Annotated in this window: 18 protein-coding genes and 5 pseudogenes; 14 read left to right on the top strand and 9 right to left on the bottom strand. The window is 65.7% G+C overall.

Annotation, left to right across the window (positions count from 1 at the left end):
• The first annotated feature begins 49 nt into the window (after positions 1–49).
• From QM693_RS35150 to QM693_RS35120, 7 genes and pseudogenes are all read left to right on the top strand, one after another.
• Complete coding sequence (locus QM693_RS35150) at positions 50–1,204, top strand: 3-ketosteroid-9-alpha-monooxygenase, oxygenase component (RefSeq protein ID WP_283354614.1); 1,155 nt, start codon at positions 50–52, stop codon at positions 1,202–1,204.
• An 11-nt stretch (positions 1,205–1,215) separates the two neighbouring features.
• Positions 1,216–1,443 carry a hypothetical protein gene (locus tag QM693_RS35145; protein WP_283331732.1) on the top strand — a complete coding sequence of 76 codons (228 nt, stop codon included), beginning with the start codon at positions 1,216–1,218 and terminating at the stop codon, positions 1,441–1,443.
• Positions 1,444–1,499: 56 nt separating this feature from the next.
• Positions 1,500–2,018 (top strand): nuclear transport factor 2 family protein, encoded by a 519-nt coding sequence (locus QM693_RS35140; RefSeq protein ID WP_283354613.1) that lies wholly within the window; start codon positions 1,500–1,502, stop codon positions 2,016–2,018.
• Between the two features lie 113 nt (positions 2,019–2,131).
• Entirely contained in the window at positions 2,132–3,055 is a 924-nt protein-coding gene (locus tag QM693_RS35135; RefSeq protein WP_283354612.1) for a tyrosine-protein phosphatase, read from the top strand.
• A 79-nt stretch (positions 3,056–3,134) separates the two neighbouring features.
• Positions 3,135–3,272: pseudogene (locus QM693_RS35130) on the top strand (NADH:flavin oxidoreductase); the annotation flags it as partial.
• Between the two features lie 142 nt (positions 3,273–3,414).
• Positions 3,415–3,669 (top strand): annotated as a pseudogene (locus tag QM693_RS35125) (SDR family oxidoreductase); the annotation flags it as partial.
• Positions 3,670–5,089: 1,420 nt separating this feature from the next.
• The gene (locus tag QM693_RS35120) at positions 5,090–5,515 is read left to right on the top strand and encodes a YciI family protein (RefSeq protein ID WP_283354611.1); all 426 of its coding nucleotides are present in this window, start codon (positions 5,090–5,092) and stop codon (positions 5,513–5,515) included.
• Between the two features lie 515 nt (positions 5,516–6,030).
• On the opposite strand, the gene dapD is transcribed toward QM693_RS35120, so the two are convergent.
• Positions 6,031–6,984 (bottom strand): 2,3,4,5-tetrahydropyridine-2,6-dicarboxylate N-succinyltransferase, encoded by a 954-nt coding sequence (gene dapD, locus QM693_RS35115; protein ID WP_283331737.1) that lies wholly within the window; start codon positions 6,982–6,984, stop codon positions 6,031–6,033.
• A 650-nt stretch (positions 6,985–7,634) separates the two neighbouring features.
• Here dapD and QM693_RS35110 point away from each other — a divergent pair.
• Entirely contained in the window at positions 7,635–8,732 is a 1,098-nt protein-coding gene (locus tag QM693_RS35110; RefSeq protein WP_283354610.1) for a hypothetical protein, read from the top strand.
• 158 nt (positions 8,733–8,890) lie between these two features.
• On the opposite strand, the pseudogene QM693_RS35105 reads toward QM693_RS35110, so the two are convergent.
• The 3 genes and pseudogenes from QM693_RS35105 to QM693_RS35095 form a co-directional block, all read right to left on the bottom strand.
• Positions 8,891–9,154, bottom strand: a pseudogene (locus QM693_RS35105) (ANTAR domain-containing protein); the annotation flags it as partial.
• A gap of 264 nt (positions 9,155–9,418) precedes the next feature.
• Complete coding sequence (locus QM693_RS35100; RefSeq protein ID WP_283354609.1) at positions 9,419–9,928, bottom strand: hypothetical protein; 510 nt, start codon at positions 9,926–9,928, stop codon at positions 9,419–9,421.
• Positions 9,925–10,497 carry a hypothetical protein gene (locus QM693_RS35095; RefSeq protein ID WP_280783714.1) on the bottom strand — a complete coding sequence of 191 codons (573 nt, stop codon included), beginning with the start codon at positions 10,495–10,497 and terminating at the stop codon, positions 9,925–9,927. The genes QM693_RS35100 and QM693_RS35095 overlap by 4 nt, the downstream gene beginning before the upstream one ends.
• Positions 10,498–10,793: 296 nt before the next feature.
• Between QM693_RS35095 and QM693_RS35090 the strand changes: the two genes are divergently transcribed.
• The 4 genes from QM693_RS35090 to QM693_RS35075 all read left to right on the top strand — a co-directional run bounded on the left by QM693_RS35090 (position 10,794) and on the right by QM693_RS35075 (position 14,199).
• Positions 10,794–11,633: an alpha/beta fold hydrolase gene (locus tag QM693_RS35090; protein WP_280783715.1), complete on the top strand. Its 840-nt coding sequence runs from the start codon at positions 10,794–10,796 to the stop codon at positions 11,631–11,633.
• Between the two features lie 170 nt (positions 11,634–11,803).
• Positions 11,804–13,033, top strand: a complete 1,230-nt coding sequence (locus tag QM693_RS35085) for a L,D-transpeptidase (protein ID WP_283354608.1) — start codon at positions 11,804–11,806, stop codon at positions 13,031–13,033.
• A gap of 269 nt (positions 13,034–13,302) precedes the next feature.
• Positions 13,303–13,539, top strand: a complete 237-nt coding sequence (locus QM693_RS35080) for a hypothetical protein (protein ID WP_283354623.1) — start codon at positions 13,303–13,305, stop codon at positions 13,537–13,539.
• Positions 13,540–13,743: 204 nt separating this feature from the next.
• A complete protein-coding gene (locus QM693_RS35075; protein WP_280783717.1) occupies positions 13,744–14,199 on the top strand; it encodes a Clp protease N-terminal domain-containing protein in 456 nt (151 codons plus the stop codon).
• 83 nt (positions 14,200–14,282) lie between these two features.
• Here QM693_RS35075 and QM693_RS35070 read toward each other — a convergent pair whose 3' ends face one another.
• From QM693_RS35070 to QM693_RS35060, 3 genes are all read right to left on the bottom strand, one after another.
• Entirely contained in the window at positions 14,283–14,477 is a 195-nt protein-coding gene (locus QM693_RS35070) for a YegP family protein (RefSeq protein ID WP_502942696.1), read from the bottom strand.
• Positions 14,478–14,681: 204 nt separating this feature from the next.
• Complete coding sequence (locus QM693_RS35065; protein WP_283354607.1) at positions 14,682–15,077, bottom strand: SRPBCC family protein; 396 nt, start codon at positions 15,075–15,077, stop codon at positions 14,682–14,684.
• Positions 15,078–15,361: 284 nt separating this feature from the next.
• On the bottom strand, positions 15,362–16,030 hold the full coding sequence (locus QM693_RS35060; protein ID WP_283354606.1) for an FAS1-like dehydratase domain-containing protein: 669 nt from the start codon (positions 16,028–16,030) through the stop codon (positions 15,362–15,364).
• A 273-nt stretch (positions 16,031–16,303) separates the two neighbouring features.
• Between QM693_RS35060 and QM693_RS35055 the strand changes: the two genes are divergently transcribed.
• The gene (locus QM693_RS35055) at positions 16,304–17,368 is read left to right on the top strand and encodes an NAD-dependent epimerase/dehydratase family protein (protein WP_280783719.1); all 1,065 of its coding nucleotides are present in this window, start codon (positions 16,304–16,306) and stop codon (positions 17,366–17,368) included.
• 1,032 nt (positions 17,369–18,400) lie between these two features.
• Here the strand turns inward: QM693_RS35055 and QM693_RS35050 are convergent.
• Positions 18,401–18,526 (bottom strand): hypothetical protein, encoded by a 126-nt coding sequence (locus QM693_RS35050; RefSeq protein ID WP_280783720.1) that lies wholly within the window; start codon positions 18,524–18,526, stop codon positions 18,401–18,403.
• 1,026 nt (positions 18,527–19,552) lie between these two features.
• On the opposite strand from QM693_RS35050, the pseudogene QM693_RS35045 reads away from it, so the two are divergent.
• Positions 19,553–20,233 (top strand): annotated as a pseudogene (locus tag QM693_RS35045) (ANTAR domain-containing protein).
• Positions 20,234–20,420: 187 nt separating this feature from the next.
• Here QM693_RS35045 and QM693_RS37985 read toward each other — a convergent pair.
• Positions 20,421–20,909, bottom strand: a pseudogene (locus tag QM693_RS37985) (nucleoid-structuring protein H-NS); the annotation flags it as partial.

The following is a 20,909-nucleotide window of genomic DNA, read 5'->3' as shown; positions in this document are numbered from 1 at the left end:
CAAGTGGCTGCGCGCGACCTGAGCAAAGACCAGAAGGAAGGAAACCACCATGACTGCTCTGAATATCGATGAAACCGACGAGGTCCGCTACATCGACGAGGGCACACCGCCTGCTCGCTTCGCCCGGGGGTGGCACTGCCTCGGGCTGGTGGTGGACTTTCGGGACGGCGCGCCGCACTCCATCGAGGCGTTCGGCACCCGGCTCGTGGTGTTCGCCGACAGCAAGGGTGAGATCAAGATCCTCGACGCCTACTGCCGGCACATGGGCGGCGACCTGAGTCAGGGCACCGTCAAGGGCGATTCGATCGCGTGCCCGTTCCACGACTGGCGTTGGGGCGGCAACGGCAAGTGCACCGACATCCCCTACGCGCGACGGGTTCCGCCGCTGGCGCGCACTCGCGCCTGGATGACCATGGAACAGGATGAGCTGCTGTTCGTCTGGCACGACCCGGAGGGCAACCCGCCGCCGGCCGAGGTGACGATCCCGGTGATGAGGGCGCCAGGCACCGAGTGGACCGAGTGGGTGTGGAAGTCGATCGTCATCGACACCAACTGCCGCGAGATCATCGACAACGTCGTCGACATGGCGCACTTCTTCTACGTCCACTTCTCCTTCCCGACGTATTTCAAGAACATCTTCGAGGGGCACGTCGCGATCCAGGAGCAAAGCGGCGTCGGCCGTGAGGACATCACCGAATGGACGGACCCGGACGTCCCCCAACTGCTGGCACACCGGTCCCTCGCCGCCTACCACGGGCCCTCGTTCATGATCGACGAACTGACCTACGAGTACGACAAGTTCGACGTCGATTCCATCCTCATCAATTGTCACTACCCGATCACCCCCGACAAATTCGTCCTGATGTACGGGATCACCGTCCAGAAGACCGAACATGCGCCCGCCGCGATCGCCGACCAACTGGTCGACGCGATGATCGGCTACATCGGCGTCGGTTTCGAGCAGGACATCGAGATCTGGAAGAACAAGACCCGGATCGACAACCCCCTGCTCACCAACGAGGACGGCCCCGTCTACCAGCTGCGCCGCTGGTACGAGCAGTTCTACGTGAACGTCGCGGACATCACGCCCGAGATGGTGGACCGCTTCGAGTACGAGCTCGACACCACCAAACCGGTCGAGACTTGGAAGCAGGAAGTCGCCGACAACCTCGCCCGCAGCACCGCCGCAGGCAAGCCCACCTGAGAGGAATTGTCATGCAACCGTTGGAATGCAGCACCTGCAGCACCCGGGTGATGGTGGAGAAGTTCAGCTGGCACCACACTTCCGTGCAGTGGCTGGCCGACTGCGAAACCTCCTGCGCACAGTTCCGCGTCGACGCCGTTCCGGGCCGCCAGGGGGTCCACATCAGGAACTGCTCGGCGCTGCGCGAGACGATCCGGCAGGCCGTCCTGGATGGCACGATCCCGATCCCCCCGGACTGACCACATCCCTTTACTCCCTCCGGCGATGGCCTGTCGGCCATCCGGAAAGGAATAACATGAGCGACATGACCGGGCCCGGAGGTCCGGACATCGAATCCCGAATGCAGTTGTTGGAGAAACGCGTTCAGCTACTCGAGGACCACAACGAGATCATGCGGCTGATGCACTCCTACGGTCCGGCCGTCGACTGCGGACTTGCCGATCTCGTCGCCGGACTGTGGACCCACAACGGCGTCTATGACGTCGACACCGGCCGCATGGACGGACGCGGCCAGATCGAAGCGATGGTTCGAACAGACCCCCACCAGGGCTTCCTGCGTCAAGGCTGCGGACACGTCATGAGCCCTGCGCACATCACCGTGGACGGGGACGCCGCGGTAGCGCTCTGCCACACGCAACTGATCCTGCGCCGATCCGACGGCGACGGATATCAGGTCAGCAGAGTCACGGCGAACCGGTGGGAGCTCACCCGCACCTGCGACGGCTGGAGGGTCACAACGAGGACCAGCCGCATCCTCGACGGTCAGGACGAAGCACGAAGGATATTCGCAGGAATCGCCGGTCCCCCAAGCTGATTGCGAACACCGATCACGCTCAGCGGAGAACGCCGAGGTGGCCGTGCCATGGACGCGCCCACTGACACGTTCGCCTCCCCACAGGCCTGACCCACAGATTAGGAAGGTTCTTCATGTCCAGACACCATTCCCGCATCTGCGGGATGCTTCTGCTCGCCGGCGGAGTACTGCTCGCGGAACTCGGCGGCGCCGGACTCGCCCAGGCCGAGCCCACCGCTCCGCCGGCGTCGGCCCCGCTGTTCCAGCCCGGCCCGGGCGGCAACAGCAAGACGACGCCGGGTGCGGACGCACCCCGACTGGCGAGCGTCGACAACTTCCGCGACGTGGCGGGTACCGGCGCCGGCTACCCGGCGGCACACGGCAAGACGGTCAACAAGGGGGTCTTCTACCGCTCCAACGCGATCGTGCCGAACGACGCGGACCTCGCCACCCTCGCCGGGCTCAGCCTGACCACCGCCTACGATCTGCGTGGACCCGACGAGATCACGCAGAAGCAGGACAAGCTGCCCGCCGGCGTGAACTACGTCAACATCCCGGTCATTGCGGGCAACATCGACGAATTCATCGCCAATATCCACACACCCGAGGACGCCCGCGCCGCGATGCAGGACGGGAACCGCAAGAACGTCACCGGAGCGACTGAGCGGGCCGGCTACGCCACGCTGCTCACCGGTCTCACGAACACCGGCGGGGCCCAGGTCTTCCATTGCTCCGCCGGCAAGGACCGCACCGGCTGGGTCACGTACCTGCTGCTGAGCATCGCCGGCGTGGCACCGACGACGATCATGGACGACTACCTGCTCACCAACGAGTACACCAAGGACTCGATGATCAAGACCCTCGCCTACATCAAGCAGAGCCAGGGCGAGGCAGCCGCCGCGAAATGGGAGCCGCTGCTCGGCGTCGACAAGAGCTACCTGCAGGCCGGCATCGACCAGCTGGCCGCCGACTACGGCACCGTCGACAAGTACCTCGCAGACGGGCTCGGCCTGAGCCCGGACACCATCAACAAGCTGCGGGTCAAGCTGACCCACTGATCCGGCCACGACCGAACCCGCTTCGTCTGGGTGGCCGCCATGCCTCAACCGATACGGCTCGGGTGCAACTGATCGGCAAGCGATGGCCAGGGCACTGCTGCACGAACCGGACCTGGTCAACCGGATATCGCGCGACGCGCAGACACCATCACTGTGCATCCACTGCGACAAATGCATGCCCACGATCGTCACCGGCGCACGCTGCGTCCGCGTCGAGCGCCGCGAGCGGGAGACACACGCGACGACGGATCGGGGCCTCGCACGTGCGACCTTTCTGAAGGACGTGAGCCGCGCGATGAAACCCGGCGGATCAATCGCCAAGATTTCCTCCATGAACGGGATCGCCGGCGGCGCCGGAGTATCTGCCCTACAGCGCCGGAAAATTCGCCATCCGCGGCATCACACGAAACGCCGCAATGGAACTCGCCATGGCACAGATCGCGGGCAACTCCGTCCATCCCGGCGCCGTATCCACACCCAAGATCGGCAGCACCTCAACAGACGACCCCGCCGGCGACAACAAGCTGGTCGCGACAATGCCCCTCCCCCGCTACGGCCAACCCGAGGAAGTCACCAACCTCATGCTCCTCCTCGCCAGCGACGAATCCAGCTAAGGCAGACCACAACACCCAGGCGTGCGGGTAGCATCCACCCACACTATTGATCCGAACAGGGTAGGCCCGCCAGGGAAGTACACCTCATCGCGTGGAGACTGCCTCGGCTATGCCTTCAGCCTCAGCTATCGCCATGCACCGGCGCGACACCGACCGGGAGATCCACCATGCGGCTGTTCATCAACGCACACCATTCGGTCCCCACCGCGTGGATCGCCTGGACCGGCGATCCCGCCGGCCTCGAAGCCATCATCGATCGAGGGGCGAGTTGCCGAGTTCGTCGTGTGGGACGGCTCTCGACCTTGGCCCGGTGGCGACGTGGAGATCTGTGGGTTGACCTGCACCGTCTCGAGGCAGAGTTATCGACGACGCCGGATGCTCCGGACGACTGGGAAGCGAACTTCGTCGACATGATCGAACAGGCGGAATCAGACGGGCATCTCGACACCGAAAAGATGCTCCTGCGTATCCGGTACAAATTTCACGACGTTCCCGAAGCACGATAAACGACGACGTGCGCAAACACGGAAACCATCTGCGCACCAATGCGATACCGAAAGTAGGTACATACGGCCATTATTTAAAACGGGTTGGTATCGGGGCAAAACCAGCACCCCGCGAGGCCCGCCCCACCACCCACACCGGATAACAACCCGGGGACATGCCATCACACCAGGTCACAACACCATTACGCCCCCACACAGCACAACGGCCCGCAGGACACCGCGTCGACCTGTCGATCACACCGCCGCTCCGCCGAACGATTCCAAAACGGAAGAGGCCCACCATGACCGAGATGCAACTGCGGGGTACGGCTACTCACGAACCGCCGGAACTTCACAGCCTCCACTCACGATCTGGACCGCTTTGCGCACCCGCAGGATTCGCTACATGCTACGGACCACATCCTCGCTCCCCCCTAATACAAGGCTTTCGACACTGGTCTCCGGTCCGACCCGTAGTCACTCCTCTCGTGTCCTGCTGGACGCACCCCAAATCGGATACAACCGGGGACGTTTGCAGGCAATCGGATTCGTCACCTGCACACCCGCCGACCACACGTTGCACTTCGTCCGCGCAACCCCGGCGACGCCCAGAGGGGAGGTCTCAGGTCCCCGGCGGGCACCCAGGGGCGAGCCGGTCCGGTTCGTCGAAAACCAGGTCCCGATTTCGGCCCACCGTCGTCAGAAGGGCGTTCAGCGCCTCCACGTCGGGGCGCACCCTCTTCGAGCAACTCGCCGACACCCTGCCCCACATCCGACGACTGAGCTGAGCGGCTCTCACCTTCCCCGCGGTGGATCGTGACCCCGACAGAGAAGATGGTCAGGAAATGTCGCCGTAGGATGTCGAGAACCCGCGCGCGGCTGCGTCCCCGGAGTGAAACGGCCACAATGGGCCGCACCGCACCAAGGAGAACATGATGGCCAAGTACCTGCTGCTCAAGCACTACCGTGGCGCGCCGGCATCGGTCAACGACGTGCCCATGGACAAGTGGACACCGGAGGAGATCTCCGCCCACGTGCAGTACATGAACGACTTCGCCGCTCGGCTCGAGAGCACCGGCGAGTTCGTCGACAGTCAGGCACTCTCCCCGGAGGGCACGTTCGTCCGCTACGACGGCGAGGGGCGACCGCCAGTGACCGACGGCCCGTTCGCGGAGACCAAGGACCTGATCGCCGGCTGGATGGTGATCGACGTCGAGACCCACGAGCGGGCACTCGAACTGGCCGGCGAGCTGTCCGCGGCCCCGGGTGCGGACGGGAAACCGATCCACGAATGGCTCGAGATGCGTCCATTCCTGGCAGCCCCTCCGACCGTCCCGGAGTGCGGTTTTCACCACGGGTGATGACATGATGTCCCCCGATCCGCTGATCGCAGTGCCGAGGGCAGCTCGAACAAGGCCGACTGTCTAGTTCGTGGGCAAGAGTGGGCCAGAGTCGGCGACACTGCGGATGCACGGGATGAGCCGGAGGGCGTTCACCCCTTCTCGGGGTTGGTGCCTCCCTCCGGCTTTCTCTTGCGAGGCGCTCGTCGGCCATCCGTTTCTTCAGCTCCCGGCGGGCGCGTTGTTTCGGCGTCTCCTCGGGTTCGGGTTGCTCGTCGACGGGCGGGAAGTGCACGCGCCCCAGCTTGATGTCCGGGTGCACGACCAGCTCGGGCCGCCCGTTGTCGTCGGTGAAGAGTCCGATCTTGAACCTCTTCAGCTTCGGTATGACCCGCAGCTGGACGATCCGCCGGCCGATGCTCCCGTCCGGGCGACGGTAACGCCCCTCACCGGCCGAGATCACCTCGAACCGCATCCCCCGCGGCAGCAGGTGTGCGGTGTCGGCGCAAGGGACGCGGTGCCAGCGATCGCCGAGATCAGTCGTTTGCGTGCAGAGCGGCGTTCAATTCCACGCCGGTGCCCTTCCACGGCACGACCTCGACGGCTCCCGACACGGAGTTGCGACGGAACAGCAGGTTGGACTGGCCGTTGAGTTCCTTGGCCTTCACGACGGTGCCGTCCGGCCCGGTGACCTTGGTGCCCGCGGTCACGTACAGGCCGGCCTCGAGGACGCAGTCGTCACCGAGCGAGATGCCGAGACCGGCGTTCGCGCCGAGCAGGCAGCGCTTGCCGACGGAGATGGTCTCCTTGCCGCCACCGGACAGGGTGCCCATGATCGAGGCGCCGCCGCCCACGTCGGATCCGTCATCGACGATCACGCCCGCGGAGATACGGCCTTCGACCATGGAGTTGCCGAGCGTTCCGGCGTTGAAGTTGACGAAGCCCTCGTGCATCACGGTGGTGCCGCTGGCCAGGTGCGCGCCGAGGCGCACGCGGTCGGCGTCGGCGATGCGGACGCCGGACGGGACGACGTAGTCGACCATGCGCGGGAACTTGTCGACACCGAACACGGTGACCACACCGCGGATGCGCAGACGCGACCGCACCTTCTCGAAGCCCTCGACCGCGCAGGGACCGAAGTTGGTCCACACCACGTTGGACAGCAAGCCGAACAGACCGTCGAGGTTGACGCCGTGCGGGGTCACGAGGCGATGCGAGAGGAGGTGAAGGCGCAGGTAGGCGTCGTGTGCGTCGGCCGGCGGCGCGGACAGGTCGGCGATGGTGGTGCGCACCACGACCTGGTCGACCTCACGCGCTTCGTCGGGTCCGGCGAGGAGTGCCAGATCGGAGGGGATGTCGCCACCCTCGATCCGCACGGTGCCCGCGCTGTCGAAGTTTCCCAGCTCGGGCGCCGGGAACCAGGTGTCGAGGACCGTGCCGCCGACGGTCACGTTGGCGATGCCTACTGCTGATGCTCCCTGTGTGCTCACGGAACAAGAAACTACGCGTGCCGGCGGCCGCGACGCGTAGCAGTGCCGGTCCACGATCGACAGGCCAACTCGCCCGACCGCCTCGTGCAATTCGCCGACCACCCCCGGTCAGGGCCTCGCCCGGGTCGGCGGGTTTGCCAACCAGGTGGCAGAACTCGCCGCGCTGCGGTGCCCACTGCTCACCGGTGAGCAACGACGGACCCTCACTGCGACAGATGTCGGACACGGATCAAGATCAACGGCAATCAGACAACTCGATACCGAAGCGGGCACTACCGCAGCTCCCACCATCGATCGTCAACAGCCCGTCATTCGACATGGGCGTGTCTCACAACGATGGCGGTGTAGGTTCCGCGGATCGGTGTCACTTCGCGGATCTCCGACCTGCACGTTCTCACCGTAGTGTCGGTGCGTGATTCTCACGAACTTGTCGAAATCCTCAGCCCGGTCGCTATCCCGTATGGCGATCGATGACAGGTCAGTGATGGCGCGTTTGCCCCTAATGGATCGATCGGCGGGGGTGCACCGACCGCACCAGATCCCGTGGGTTGTGGTCGTGTCGGCGGTGCATCCTCGGTCGCTGTTGGGGGTGATCGACTCGCACCCACTGACTGGGGTTTGGGGGCAGACCGAGCGGGTACGCGAAGGCGGTGAAGGCGAACGAGCATTTGCAGGAAGGGCGCTCCGGTGCCGCGGGTGAGCAGGCCTCGGTGCTGTTCATCGCGGATCCGGGCAAACCTGCGGCTGTTGCCGAACGCATTGCGGAGTACCTGCCGGAACGCCTGCGCAGCTCTGACCGGGTCGGGCGCCGGTGGACGACGTGCGTACGCCGCAAACCGTACCTGCCCGACGAGCAAGCAGACTTCGCTGATGTCATCGACACAGTCGATCCGTCCTCCGAAGAGGAGGACATCGTCGTGTACCTCACCGATCTGCCGCGACGCGAGGACACCCTGCCCGTGGTGGCCGACGTCAGCGCCGACCACAAATTCGCGCTCATCTCCGTCGCCGGAGTGGGCGGCGTCAACATCGAGCGCCGCGTCCGCACCGTCACCGAACTCGCGATCGCCCGCATCCTCGGGGAACCGGAACTCAAGCCCCCCGGCGGGGCGCGGCGGTTCCCGTCTGCGCAGATTGAGGACGGCATCCGGTACTTCGCGCCCTCGGGACTGCGGCGACTGCGACTGCTGTCGGGGATGGTGCGGGCCAACCGGCCGTGGCGACTGGTCACCGGACTGTCGAAGGTGCTCGTCGGCGCCTTCGCCACGGGTGCGATCGCGCTGGCCACCAACACGATCTGGTTGTTCGCGGACACGATGGGCCCATGGCGTATGAGTGCGGCGACGGTCCTGTCGATCGTGGCGATGATTCTGTGGCTGATCCTCGATCACGAACTGTGGGAGCGGCCGAAGTCGCCGGAGGAGCGTGATCGTTCGGTGCTGTACAACACCGCGACCGTGGTCACCCTGGTCATCGGCGTCGTGGTGCTGCACGTGGCCCTGTTCGGCCTGCTGCTGTTCACCGCGTGTCTCACTCTTCCCCCGGAACTGTTGTCCCGCATTCTCGGGCACGGGGTGAACTTCTTCGATTACCTGACGCTCACCTGGTTGCTGGCGTCCATTGCCACCATCGGTGGGGCCCTCGGGTCGGGTCTCGAGGACGACGCCGCCGTCAAGGAGGCGGCGTACGGGGTCCGGCAGCGGCAACGTCTCGAGGAGACGCGACAACCGTCGAACGAGGCGGGATGATCGTGGTCGGCGAAGCGTGCGCGACGCAGCCCTGGTGATTCATCGGGGATGTCCCTAGATGCACGGGTGCCAGATTGCGTCCTCGACCGGTGGGCCGCCCGGTCCAGGTTTGTTTTTCTCCGGCGCCCCGCGGGACTGTCACTTACTCGGTCAATTCCTCAGCCCTGTTGCCGGGTTCGCTGGTGGGCGGTGAGCAGAAGGTGGTCGAACCGGGTCCGTAGGTCCGGAGCGGGTTCGCACTCGGCGAATCCGGCGACGAGTTGTTCGGCGATCGTGCGGAGTCGGGTGTTGGTCTGCTGGGAGCACCGGGTGAGAACGTCGAAGGCGCGGTCGCCGGGAATCCCGTGGACCAGCACCAGTGCGCCCTTGGCCTGTTCGGTTACCGCCGGTGACTCGGCAAGTTCGGCGACCACCGCGTCGACTTCGGGTACACGACGTTCGTCCGCCGATCTGCCGCCTTCGCCTTGCCCGGTCTCGCCGAATGGCATTTCACCGGTGATGCAGCCCTTCAGCTGGTACACGATCCGTACGGTGCCGGCCGCTCGACGGTGGCCCTCGAGCATCGATCGCGTCCTTGCCGACGGAGTACACGTGGACCACAGTTGAGCGCCAAATGCGCTGCTGGAAAGCTATTCCGGAAGTGTCGATAACGGAGATTGTGTCAATTAAGGCGTTCTCTTTGCTCCTCAGAGCGCGAGTAGTCGCTGGAAGAATTCGCGGTAGCGCTTGAGTGCGATACGAAGATCCTCCGTGGAGCCCTCTTCGCCTCGAGCCCACTGCTCCTCGAGCCGCGAACGCGCGTCCGAGAAGCCGGTCGTGAGCCGGTCGACGACGTCCGACACGAGACCATCCGCCTTTTGAACGCACTCTCTGGGATCATCGACGAATCCCGCCTGAACCTCGTCCCAACGCGAGCGGAGGACCGATAGCTCGTCCTCAGCGAAAAGCGATTGCCGGGACGATGATTCGGTTGCCGTGGTCGATGAGTGGGTCCCCTCAGCCGACGGGGCAGTCCCCGCAGTGGAGGAGCCGGTTGTCCCGGCCGAGGACACAGTCTCGCCCGAACCGGCGGTCTCGGTCGACGAGCCGGTTGTCCCGGTTGAGGTCACGGTCTCGCCCGAACCGGCGGTCTCGGTCGACGATTCGACCCCCCTGGTCGAGCCGATGCCCTCGGGTTGCTGATCCTGGGTGGTCATGCGCGCGCCTCCTTTGGCTTGTCTTTGTTCTCATCCGTCTCGAGCAATTTCTCGAAGAGTGCCCGGTAGTGCACAAAAGCCTCGCGCTGTTCCTCGGTGCCGACGCCGCCCTGCTCCTGCGCTAGATAGATGCCGTGCGCAGTTCGGTAGTTTTCGACGACCTTCGGATGGTCGACCGAAATGTCGGCCGCCCGCTGATCGAAGTCGTCGATCGGGTAGCCGCGCTCGCGCATGACCTGGATCACGAGCCGGTCCGCAGCGCCCACCGCGCTCGACGGATTGTCGACGAACTCGATCTGCACCGTCCGCCACGAGTCGGCGTACTTCGCTTGCGCCTCGGGCGTCAACGGCACGATATCGAGCTTCTCCCGCTTTCGTTCGCGCGCGGCGAGCTCGTCTTCCGCGGCGTCTAGGTTGCCGACCTCTCCCACAGTTCGCTCGTATTCGGGACCAAACCGTCCCCTCAGCCGGTCCGTCCGCTGACGACTGCTGACCGAGCGTGCGACGATGATCGCCAGTACGGCGATCACGACGATGGCCGCAATCAGGATCCATCCCCAAACAGGCATTTTCTTCAGACCTCCTCGTCCTTAAGACGGAATACCCGACCGGCTCGTTCGGAAACGGCGATTGCGCTGTGCACCCCGCCGGTCGGCGAGAATCGGTGCGGCGACCCCGGCAAGAGAACGCGCCGGCTCCCGCTCCCGTCAAGGCGGGACGCACACCCGCCACAGCGCCGCGGGCGGTGATCGAGTCAGCTCGATAGCCGACCGCGACGTAGAGCTCGTCGCCTGCTTGGGGTCGCGGATAAGTCTGTGTTGCAACGTCGTTGACACATCACGCTGATTTCGTCCACAGTGGTCCCATGAGCGAAGTCACGGACACGGGTGTGGTCAGGACCGCAGTCCAGGTCGACGGTGAAGCGGCCAGCTACCTGACCGTCGAGCAAGACGGTCCGGTGGTGTTGCTGCTGCACGGAACGTACTGGAGTCGGGTCTGGTTTCCGGTGCTGGGCCGCCTCGCCAAGGCGGGGCTACGGCCCATTGCGGTCGATCTCCCCGGACTGGGGCATTCGGCAGGCGAGCTCACCCTGGAAACGGCCACGGTCCCGGCCCTCGCGGATTGGGTGGTGCGATTCGCCTCGGCGCTGAAAATTTCCGGGCCGACCGCCGTGGCAGGTCATGACATCGGCGGCGCCATCGCTCAGCATCTCCTTGTTCACGATCGTCTGAAGGTGTCCCGGCTGGCGTTGGTCAACTCAGTCACATACGACTCCTGGCCAGCGCCCCATGTGGCCCGATTCCGGGGCCCAGGGGTGGCCGCGGGGACCACCGCTGACGACGTTCTCACCGCCCGCCGACAAGCGGTGACGGCGGCACTGGGCGGTGCCGCCACCGAGCGGCGAATCGCGGACTATCTGGATCCGTGGACGACTTCGCGGGTGCGCCGATCCTGGATCGCTCTCGCGGGTGCGGCCGACAGCCGCTTCACCCTCGATCTCCTTCCCGCGCTGCGACGATCCATGACACCGAAGCTGCTGATCTGGGGTGAGGACGACCCCTTCGAGACGGTGGAGTACGCCGAGCGGTTCGTCTCGGAGATCCCGCACACCGTGCTCATCCGCATCCCAGATGCGGGGCACATCCCCACGGAAAACGCACCCCACCAGATCGCCTGCGCGCTCATCGACTTCTTCACGGCCTAGCTGGCGAACTCCGTCAGCGGCATCAGGCCGCTAGCGGAGAAGCTCGACCGCCAGCACGCGACCTTGCAGAACGAGCCCGTCGCGGACACAGGCCCCGGAAATGCCGTGGTGACCTCCGTCGCATAGCGACTGCACGCGCGCGGACCCTTCGGCACGGGAGAATCACTGTCATGCACGCCCGCCGCCGTCGCCGTCCCGGTCACCTCGCCGCTGTCCTCGCAGTCCTGCTGCTCGCTCTCGTGGCCGCCGCCTGCGCACCCTCCACCAACCAACCCGCGGGACCGGCCACGCCGCCGCCGGGACCGGAGATCACCGTGTCCCCGGCCGACGGCGCCCCCGCGGTCAACCCCACGGACCCGGTAGCGGTGAGCACCACCGGTGGCACCCTCGAGACGGTCACCATGACCAACGACGAGGGCCGGCTGGTCGAGGGCATCTTCACCCCCGATCGCCTGTCCTGGAAACCGGGCGTGCCCCTCGGCTATGGCCGCACCTACACCCTCGCGGTCATCGCGGTCGGCGACCAGGGTGTCCGGAGCGAGAAGACCAGCACGTTCTCCACGGTCACCCCCGGGAACCAGACCAAACCCACCTTCGTCACCAGCGGCGGGAACCTGCTCGCCGACGGCGGCACCTTCGGTATCGGCGTCGTCATCGTCACCCATTTCGACGAACCGATCACCGACCGCGTCGCCGCCGAGAAGGCCCTGCACGTGGAGACCACACCCCCGGTCACCGGCTCCTGGTACTGGGCCGACGACCAGAACGTGCACTGGCGACCGGAGAACTATTGGACACCCGGCACCCAGGTCACCGTCCGCGCCAACGTCTACGGCATCGCGCTCGGCGAAGGCCTCTTCGGCCAGGAGGACGCGACCACCTCGTTCACCATCGGTGACGCCCACATCTCCGTCGCCGACGACACCACCAAACAGGTCACCGTCACCGACAACGGGCAGGTAGTCCGGACGATGCCGACGTCGATGGGCCGGGGCGGCACCGAAGTCGTGGGCGGGCAGACCCTCTCGTTCTGGACTCAACCGGGCATCTACACCGTCATCGACAAGGCCAACCCGGTCATCATGGATTCGTCCACCTACGGGCTTCCGGTGAACTCCCGCCTCGGGTACAAGGAATCGATCAACTACGCCACCCGCATCAGTAACGACGGAATCTACCTCCACGAACTCGCCGATACCATCTGGGCGCAGGGCAACACCAACGTCTCGCACGGCTGCCTGAACCTGAGCCCCGACAACGCCCGCTGGTTTTACGACTTCTCCGTGCCCGGCGACATCGTCGAGGTCCGCAACACCGGTGGGGCCCCGCTCGAGCTGTGGCAGAACGGCGACTGGTCTGTGCCGTGGGAGCAATGGCAGGCCGGCAGCGCCCTGACCTGACACGGGAATCGGGACATCGTGTTCGCCGCGGAGGCGACCATTCACTCTGCAGACGCGGTGTGAATCGCGTTCGACGTACGCGCCGTCCGTGAGAATCGGATCGGCTGCTCCGCGGGATATAGCAGCGGATCTCTCGACAGATGCAGTCGCCCCCACCTGCGGTGAGACCTGGCCCCTGTTCACGGGAGCCATCGCTGTCCCGACACCCACCGAGCTACCGTTTTGCCGGACACCGGTCCGGGGTACGTGGTGACAGGGTCTTGCTCGAGGTGGTGATTACTGTGCCCGATTCCTACGCCGACGTCGTCGAACGGCTGTGCGGCGAATTCGACGGCCGGGTGCCACTGCAGAGGGTGACGCAGATCGTGCGCCAGTGCTGCCGCGAAACGAGAGGCTCGGACTCCCCGGCCGACCCGAATCCACCCGGACTCGAAGGCCTCGCCAGACAACGACTGCTCGCCGTTTCGACAGGCGAAAGGACCGACAGCGAAGGCGAAGTGTCCTGATGTCGGCCCGGGGTCGGCACACCGGGTGTCTTCACGCCTGTCAGCGCGGAGCTGCAGACGCACCGAAACCCCGCAGCCGTAACCCCCGCCCCGAATCACCCACCCCTGGACGACTCATCCTTGCAGGCTCGGCGCCCCCACACGGGATACTGGAAAGCAACGGCTCCACCCCCGCGCAGGGACTCGCCGAAGGAGAGATCAACGGTGTTCGAGAAATTCAGCGACCAAGCACGCCGCGCCGTGGTCCTCGCCTCCGACGCGGCCCGCACCCACCACCACAACCACGTCGGCACCGAACACCTCCTCACCGGTATCCTCGCCGCCGGCGACCCCACCGCTGCCACCCTCACCTCCTGGGGGATCACCAGCCCCCACATCGACAGCGCCCTCGACGAGATTCCCGCTTACCCGAACAGCGACAGCGAATGTGCCGGGCCTCCCCTCACTCCGACCCTGAGAAAGGCCCTCGAACACAGCCTGCGAGAAGCCTCGCTTCTCGGACACGACATCATCGGCACCGAACACCTCCTGCTCGCCCTCCTCGCCGACCCCACCTCCACCGGCACCCAAATCCTCACCCACCTCGCCGACATCAGCACGCACGAGATGCGCGACCGCCTCCGGCACCAACTCACCGAACACCCACAACCCCACGAATAGATCCGCACCCCAGCGAAGTCCCTCCGCCCCTCCCGACTCCACGGGCGACCCCACCTCGTCGGTGCGCCGGCGTACACCAGCGGTCAGGTCTGATCTTCGGTGGCAGCGGTTGCGGCATTGTCGTTGATCGCCGAAATGCGGTTCTGCGCCGCCGCCTTCGAGGTATAGCCCTGACCGGCCGCGATGACCTCGCCGTTCGCCGACTTCAAATGAAACCGGAACTGGCCGGCGGCGTCTTGAACAGCTCGAACTTCGCAGACATGACGCCCCTCCTCCACGGACGTCCAATGCGATCGCGAACAACGCACAACACCGTAAACCGCCTGATCAGCCCTCGGCAGCCGACCACATCGATTCCCGCTCGATCTCGCGGAGGCCGACGAGTAGACCTCCCGTCTCGCGGACGCCGTCAATCCGGCGAGGTTGGGGCGCGGTCCGGAACCAGAGGCCACCGGGGGCACCCCGCTGAGGTCACCCGCCGCTCACCCGAATGCGCAGCGGCAGCGCTCAATCATGCACCGGGCCCGGCGCGGGAAGTCGGTGTGCGTATCGCCGTCGAGCCACTCCCCGAGCACCTCGAGGGCGGTTAACCACCACCCCATCTCGTCGACACCGTCCTGCCGGCTGCCGCAGACCTGGGTGAAGACCAGCACCGACCCGGCGCGGCCATCGTCGGCGATCTCCCACCGCACCGCGGTGTCCCCGGTTCTGTACTCGAGTAACCTTGGCGGGTCGGCGCGCGGTGCCACCTGCGCCAGGCGAGGAGGACATCGCACACTCGTCAGCGCCGACCACACCTCCGAGCGAGCGTGATCCAGATGGCGTTCCAGGCGCAGGCGGTAACGCCCGTGCTCATCGACCGTGACGACATCGGTCACGAGAGTATTCCTCCGGCGCCCCGACCTTCGGTTCGACACTTCCAGGTTCACGCGGCCACCGTTGGCGGCGGGCAGTCGGGACCACCGCGACGGGCAGTCGACCATCCACGCACATCCGGCACTCGCGTAGCAGTCCTGACATTCGGGTACCCCACCTCCCCCAGACACAACCGCACAGGTACTGCCTACGCGGGGAAATGTCCGTGGCTCCCCGGACCCCGATAATCCGCTCGGAGCAATCCGGTGTGTCCTGCTCACCGCGGTCTACGCGGCCGTCGCCGCACTCACGCTGTCCACCGGATGCACAAGCGACAGCCCACACGCCCGATGAGCCGTCCACCTCCACGGCCGCACCAGCGACAACCACAGCTCTGACATCCTCGTACGACGAGCGGCAGTGCACATCCTCGACGCGATCGTGCGCGACGACTTCGCCGCGGCCACCACCGATTTCGACGAGCCGATGCGGCAGACATTAACCCCGAGCTGGGCCGGCTATCTGGAACAGTTCGGCACGTACCAACGACACGAGGTTCCGCAGCAGGCGCGCTCGGCGATCTCACCGTTGTCCGGGTGCCTCTCCAACTCGAGTACAGTCGCGGCTGGCGGCTTCCCCCTGCAACGTGAGCGCGGCATGTGTGGTCGTATCGAGTCGAAGCCGTCGGTGTGGGTGCTTTGTGAATCATCACCGCGGCGACCACCCGGGCCAGTTCCGGATCGGCCACCCCGCCGGTGCGGGCGATGAGTGTGGTGCGGGTGGTGGCCACCGGTTCCTCGTGCTGGTCGGTGATCAGGTTCTTGGTGACGATGATGTCGGTGCCGCCCATCTGGCGGAACGACTCCAGGCAGACTTCGCAGTCCAGCCGGTTCCCGACCTGCACCGGCCGATGCAGAATCAGCTGCTGATCGGTGTGCATCATCTGGCTCAGGTCGTAGCCGACCAGGACCTGCACGAACAACTCCTCGATCGCGAGCGATACGAGGATGCTGACGAACGTGACCGGCCCCAAATCATGTCGCCGGCTCGTTGAGCCGTGCCCAGCTGCCGTTCAGGGCGAACTGTGCTGTCCCGGTATTTACCCCTCCGGGAACTGGTCTACCCATATGCCTGGGTCAAGTGCCGGCTGGAGCCACCGAAATGCGCGCGAAAGAAGCTGACCTGCTTTGCGAAACGGGCGGTATCGATGTGGCGGTTACGGTTCCTCGTGAAGGGTATTCGGGTGAGCATGAGTAGCTCGCGCGGATTGAAGGTCGTCGTGATCGGTGCGACCGGCAATGTGGGAACCAGTGTCATCGATGCGCTCAGCCGCGAACCGGCGATTGCAGAGATCATCGGCGTCGCGCGACGCCCGAGCAGCTGGAACCCATCGCACACCACGTTCCTCACCGCGGACGCAGCGCACGACAACATGAACGAGGTGGTGCGCGGCGCGGATGTCACGGTCCATCTCGCGTGGTTGTTCCAGCCCACCCATCGGTCGCAGGACACGTGGAACAACAATGTCCTCGGCGCGATCCGGGTCTTCGAAGCAGCGGCGGAGGAGTCGGTCCCGGCCGTCGTCTATGCGTCCTCGGTGGCCGCGTACTCCCCCGGACCCTCGGATGAGAAGGTCGACGAAAGGTGGCCGACCCATGGCTGGCCCGGAGCCGCCTACCCCAGGGAAAAGGCGTACCTCGAGCGGTGGCTCGATACGTACGAAACCCGGCATCCGAGCATCCGTGTAGTGCGGATACGCCCCGGATTCATCTTCAAACGAGAATCAGCGACGTCGCAACGCCGATTGTTCCTCGGCCCGCTGCTCCCCCGCCGACTCGTGCATCCGGACCGGATTCCACTGGTGCCTTTCGTGGACGACTTGCGGGTGCAGGTGCTCCACACCGAGGACGCAGCCTCCGCATACGCGGCAGCGGTGGTGAACCCGGTACACGGCGCGTTCAATCTGGCCGCCGAGCCACCCGTGGACGGTGCGTTCCTCGCAAAAGCCTTCGGTGCCCGCCGTGTGCGAGTCGCCCCCTTCATCGTCCGCTCCGCCGTGGCGGTGGGCTGGCACCTCCACGTCATCCCCGCCTCGCCGGGACTGTTCGAGACGGCCCTGCACATCCCGCTGATGGACTGCTCTCGAGCTCGTGACGAGTTGAACTGGACACCTCGACATTCACCCCATGAGACGCTCCGCGAGTTCCTGCTCGGAGTTCACGACGGAGCAGGACTACCCACACCGCCCCTGAATCCGGACACCACGGCGAACCGGGTACGGGAATTCGCGACAGGTGTAGGGCAGCGCGCCTGAAACCGCCCACATATCGGGCGGATCAGGTTGGCCCCAGGACTCTCCCATCCTCCCGCGCCAGAACTCGACCGCGGTCTCTTCAACATCATGATGACATCGGACGAGCGGAAGTACCTCGACGGTACGGGGGTCGGTATAAGGCTGGCGAGCACCAGAAGTTGGCACCGAAGTCCGCACGAGGGGAAGCGCTGTCGCGGACGGTGAATCAAGTTGTGGGTGGGCGACCGGTCATTCGCGTTGGCCGCCGAACGATGTGATCGGCGCGGGTTGTCAACAGCCCGCCCCGGACTTCCTCACCGCCGATGAGATTGCGAAGCCTCATACGTTGTGGATGATGCACGCATCATCCGGCTGACAGACGCTGAGTGTCAGAAGTGACCGAGATTGCCCTGACCAGTGGGTAGTACAAATTGATCATCGCACTCACCTTCCGTGAAAGGGCCGACCAGGCGGGAGGCTGCTGATCCCCGTCGGATTTCGGGTACCCGTCCCGCCGGGGAATACACGGGACTACCCGGGTCCCAATGAGGTTGGGCTGCAGTGCCGCCACACGTGGTCACGGTCGGGCGCTCTCTGTGCTCGTGACCACATCCACACGGCTCTGGAGGGGCGGGCGCGGACCTAATCTTGGTTCAAGGTGGCCGTCTGGCTGACGGCGCAGACCAGACGACGTTCGGCACCGTGAACCCGCGATCGATCACAGCGGAGCTGACCGGTGTCAACGGACACGAGGAAGCCCGGGCCGACAGACATGAGATCTCCGGATCTGTGGACATCAAAATTCCGGATGTGTGGTCGTTGAAGACCGGTGGCGGGTGTCCCGACCTTTCGTCTACAGCGCCTAGAACCCGTCCACCTGACCTGATCGTTCAGGGTGTCTGCACGCGCGGCACGCGCGCGTCGACGGGCATGCGCCTGTCGCGCCAGTAGACTCGGTCACCGGTTTGGCCGTCTCACGGACTACCGGATCGAATCGTCAACTCCCCCGGAAACCTATTCGCCCCACATGTCGCTGTGAACCTGGTCAGTGCGTCAAGTCGGTCGGGGATACTGCCGGAGCCTGCCGTCAGCCCGCCCCAGGGCGGTCGCCGGGATGGCGAAGTCGGGGTCGAAGAACAGGAAGCTGAGCAGGATCGCGGGGCGGGTCGCCTCACCCACCGAAGCACCGGGCCAGCAGGGTCAGTTGTGGGTTCCGCAAGCGCCGCAGTCCACGGAACGACCGGCGGAGGATCTCTTTCGGCGAGGACGGCGAGCGAGTTCGCTCGGTCCAGAGCCGGACCAGCGAATTCGACGTCGATGCGCCGGTGGGGCCCGGCCCGGGTATGCGCCTCGGCGTTGCGGGCCTCGACACGGTGCAGATCCTCGACCACCCGATCGGCGAGCATGGCCCGCAGGATCACCGCGGCGGCGTTGAACAGGTCCGGCTCACCGGTGCGGCCAACTGCTGCGAGGGCAACCCGACCGGCCACCGCCGCACCGGTGGAGAGGTGCAAGGGGGAAGCACCCAAATACAGGTCAGATCAGGTCTCGAATCCTGCGGAAGTCCCGTATCCGTATTCGGCATGTCGGCGTCGAAGGCGAAGTCGTGCCAGCGGAGCGCGTCGAGGAGGGCCCGCTCGCCGAAGCGATCGGGCTGACGCTCGGTGGCCTCACTCCATCCGGAGATTTTCTGCGAGAAGTTGCGTACCATGGGCGTCCACGCCCCGCCCGGGGCAGTGCCTCCTCCTTCTCCCCCTGTTTTCGCCTGAGCGGCGCGCATAATGGCGCCCGGTTCGGGGTATCTCACCCGCACGCTGCCCGCGGCTCGACGGCCGACCGCGAGCGGCCAGACCCTCGAGCGGTTCCCCCCTTCCGCTCTGGGGCCGCCACCGCCGCGCGCGGGCCGAGGGCGAGGCCCCGCACCTGTCGCCGGAACGCGCGCGGCCCCGGCAGGAGAATGAAACTACTTGCGAACCCAGGTCCTCTCCTGGACTGCGTTGTCGACGCTTGCAGCAACGGTTTGCCTTCGTCGTCCTCGCCCGGAGCTACGGGACATCACGGCGCGGGGGGACAGTACGCTGGCAACCGCTTGGACGGAAGAACCGTCCCAGCCCCCGTGGGTATCGACCCGCGCGCGGTGGTCGGGCCCGGTCCCGGCCGGACCGCCCGTGCAACTCCCCCGCTACCGATGCGCTACGAGTGGGCGTGGATTCAGAACAGGTGTTGGGCGGTGAGCCGCAACTGGTGGGCAGCTTCCGGTCCTCCTGGACGGGCAGCGGTGGGAATGGTCCACTGCCGTCGACCAGATGCACGGCTACTAACCCGGCGAGGTGGCGCCGACCAACCGAACTGCTGCTCTCCCACAAGCATCCCGATCACCCGCGCGTCGCCCTGGTCCTGGTCCTGGACCTGGACCTGGACCTGGACCTGGACCTGGACCTGGACCTGATGATCAACGACGCCGAACCGTTCAACAGCAAACACCGGATCATCGACACGACCGGCACGATTCACCAGGTCGTGTCGCCGGCGACCGCCTGCACGACGACACCGGTCAAGTGATCGGCGCGACGGGTTCTACATCGATATCACCGACTCCTCCCGCAGCGACGTCAAAGACTCGGTCGACGAAGCAGTCGCCGAAATCGCCCAATCACGGTCGGTGATCGAGCAAGCCAATGGTGCGCTGATGCGGATCTACGGCATCCCCGTAGACCGGGCGTACAAGTGCTGACCTGGTGATCCCAGGAAACCAACACCCGACTCCGCACCATCGCCGAACAACTCGTCGCCGGGTTCAGCAAGTGCGACCCCGACACCGAGCTACGTGCCCGATTCGAACACCTGCTGCTCACCGCCCACCAGCGCGCCCTGCTACCGGAATAGATGACCGTCCTGCGGGGCTGGGTAGTCAACGCGCAGTACCTGAACCGAGTCACGACCGGTCAAGCACCGATCCTGTCAACCGCTTTCCCGGATCCAGCATCGAACTCACCTGGATTCGATTGTGACGCGTTCCCCAATAATGGACACCGAAAAGGCCGGTCCGACGGTCTCGCTGGAACGATGGTCACTATTCGGGAGGAACCCCAGCTGCCTCGCCGCCCCTCTTGGCAGCCGCAGTCTTCCTTGCGGGTGTCTTGGCGGCCGGCGTCTCGGACCGGGCCGGTTTGGCGACAGCAGCCTTCCTCGCAGGAACCTTGGCCGCAGCCTTCCCCACGGGCGGCTTGGCGGCCGCGGCCTTCTTCGCGGCCGTCTTAGCAGCTGCCTTCCTCGCAGGAACCTTCGCCGCAGCCTTCTTCGCGGGTACCTTGGCCGCAGCCTTCTTCGCAGGCGCCCTGGCCGCAGCCTTCTTCGCAGGCGCCCTGGCCGCAGCCTTCTTCGCGGGCGCCGTCTCGGACCGGGCCGGTTTGGCGACAGCAGCCTTCTTCGCGGGTACCTTGGCCGCAGCCTTCTTCGCAGGCGCCCTGGCCGCAGCCTTCTTCGCAGGCGCCCTGGCCGCAGCCTTCTTCGCGGGCGCCGTCTCGGACCGGGCCGGTTTGGCGACAGCAGCCTTCTTCGC

It is taken from the genome of Rhodococcus sp. IEGM 1305, from assembly GCF_030058635.1.
Classification (GTDB): domain Bacteria; phylum Actinomycetota; class Actinomycetes; order Mycobacteriales; family Mycobacteriaceae; genus Rhodococcus_F; species Rhodococcus_F opacus_D.
The sequence above is the reverse complement of the archived record's forward strand: the minus strand, read 5'-3'. Positions and strand labels throughout refer to the sequence as shown.

What these genes read in the sequence shown, in the direction of transcription:
- QM693_RS35095 (WP_280783714.1), bottom strand. Translation starts at nt 10,497, where the DNA reads ATGCCTGTTTGGGGATGGATCCTGATTGCGGCCATCGTCGTGATCGCC.
- QM693_RS35150 (WP_283354614.1), top strand. Translation starts at nt 50, where the DNA reads ATGACTGCTCTGAATATCGATGAAACCGACGAGGTCCGCTACATCGAC.
- QM693_RS35090 (WP_280783715.1), top strand. Translation starts at nt 10,794, where the DNA reads ATGAGCGAAGTCACGGACACGGGTGTGGTCAGGACCGCAGTCCAGGTC.
- QM693_RS35055 (WP_280783719.1), top strand. Translation starts at nt 16,304, where the DNA reads ATGAGTAGCTCGCGCGGATTGAAGGTCGTCGTGATCGGTGCGACCGGC.
- QM693_RS35145 (WP_283331732.1), top strand. Translation starts at nt 1,216, where the DNA reads ATGCAACCGTTGGAATGCAGCACCTGCAGCACCCGGGTGATGGTGGAG.
- QM693_RS35120 (WP_283354611.1), top strand. Translation starts at nt 5,090, where the DNA reads ATGGCCAAGTACCTGCTGCTCAAGCACTACCGTGGCGCGCCGGCATCG.
- QM693_RS35100 (WP_283354609.1), bottom strand. Translation starts at nt 9,928, where the DNA reads ATGACCACCCAGGATCAGCAACCCGAGGGCATCGGCTCGACCAGGGGG.
- QM693_RS35140 (WP_283354613.1), top strand. Translation starts at nt 1,500, where the DNA reads ATGAGCGACATGACCGGGCCCGGAGGTCCGGACATCGAATCCCGAATG.
- QM693_RS35085 (WP_283354608.1), top strand. Translation starts at nt 11,804, where the DNA reads ATGCACGCCCGCCGCCGTCGCCGTCCCGGTCACCTCGCCGCTGTCCTC.
- QM693_RS35135 (WP_283354612.1), top strand. Translation starts at nt 2,132, where the DNA reads ATGTCCAGACACCATTCCCGCATCTGCGGGATGCTTCTGCTCGCCGGC.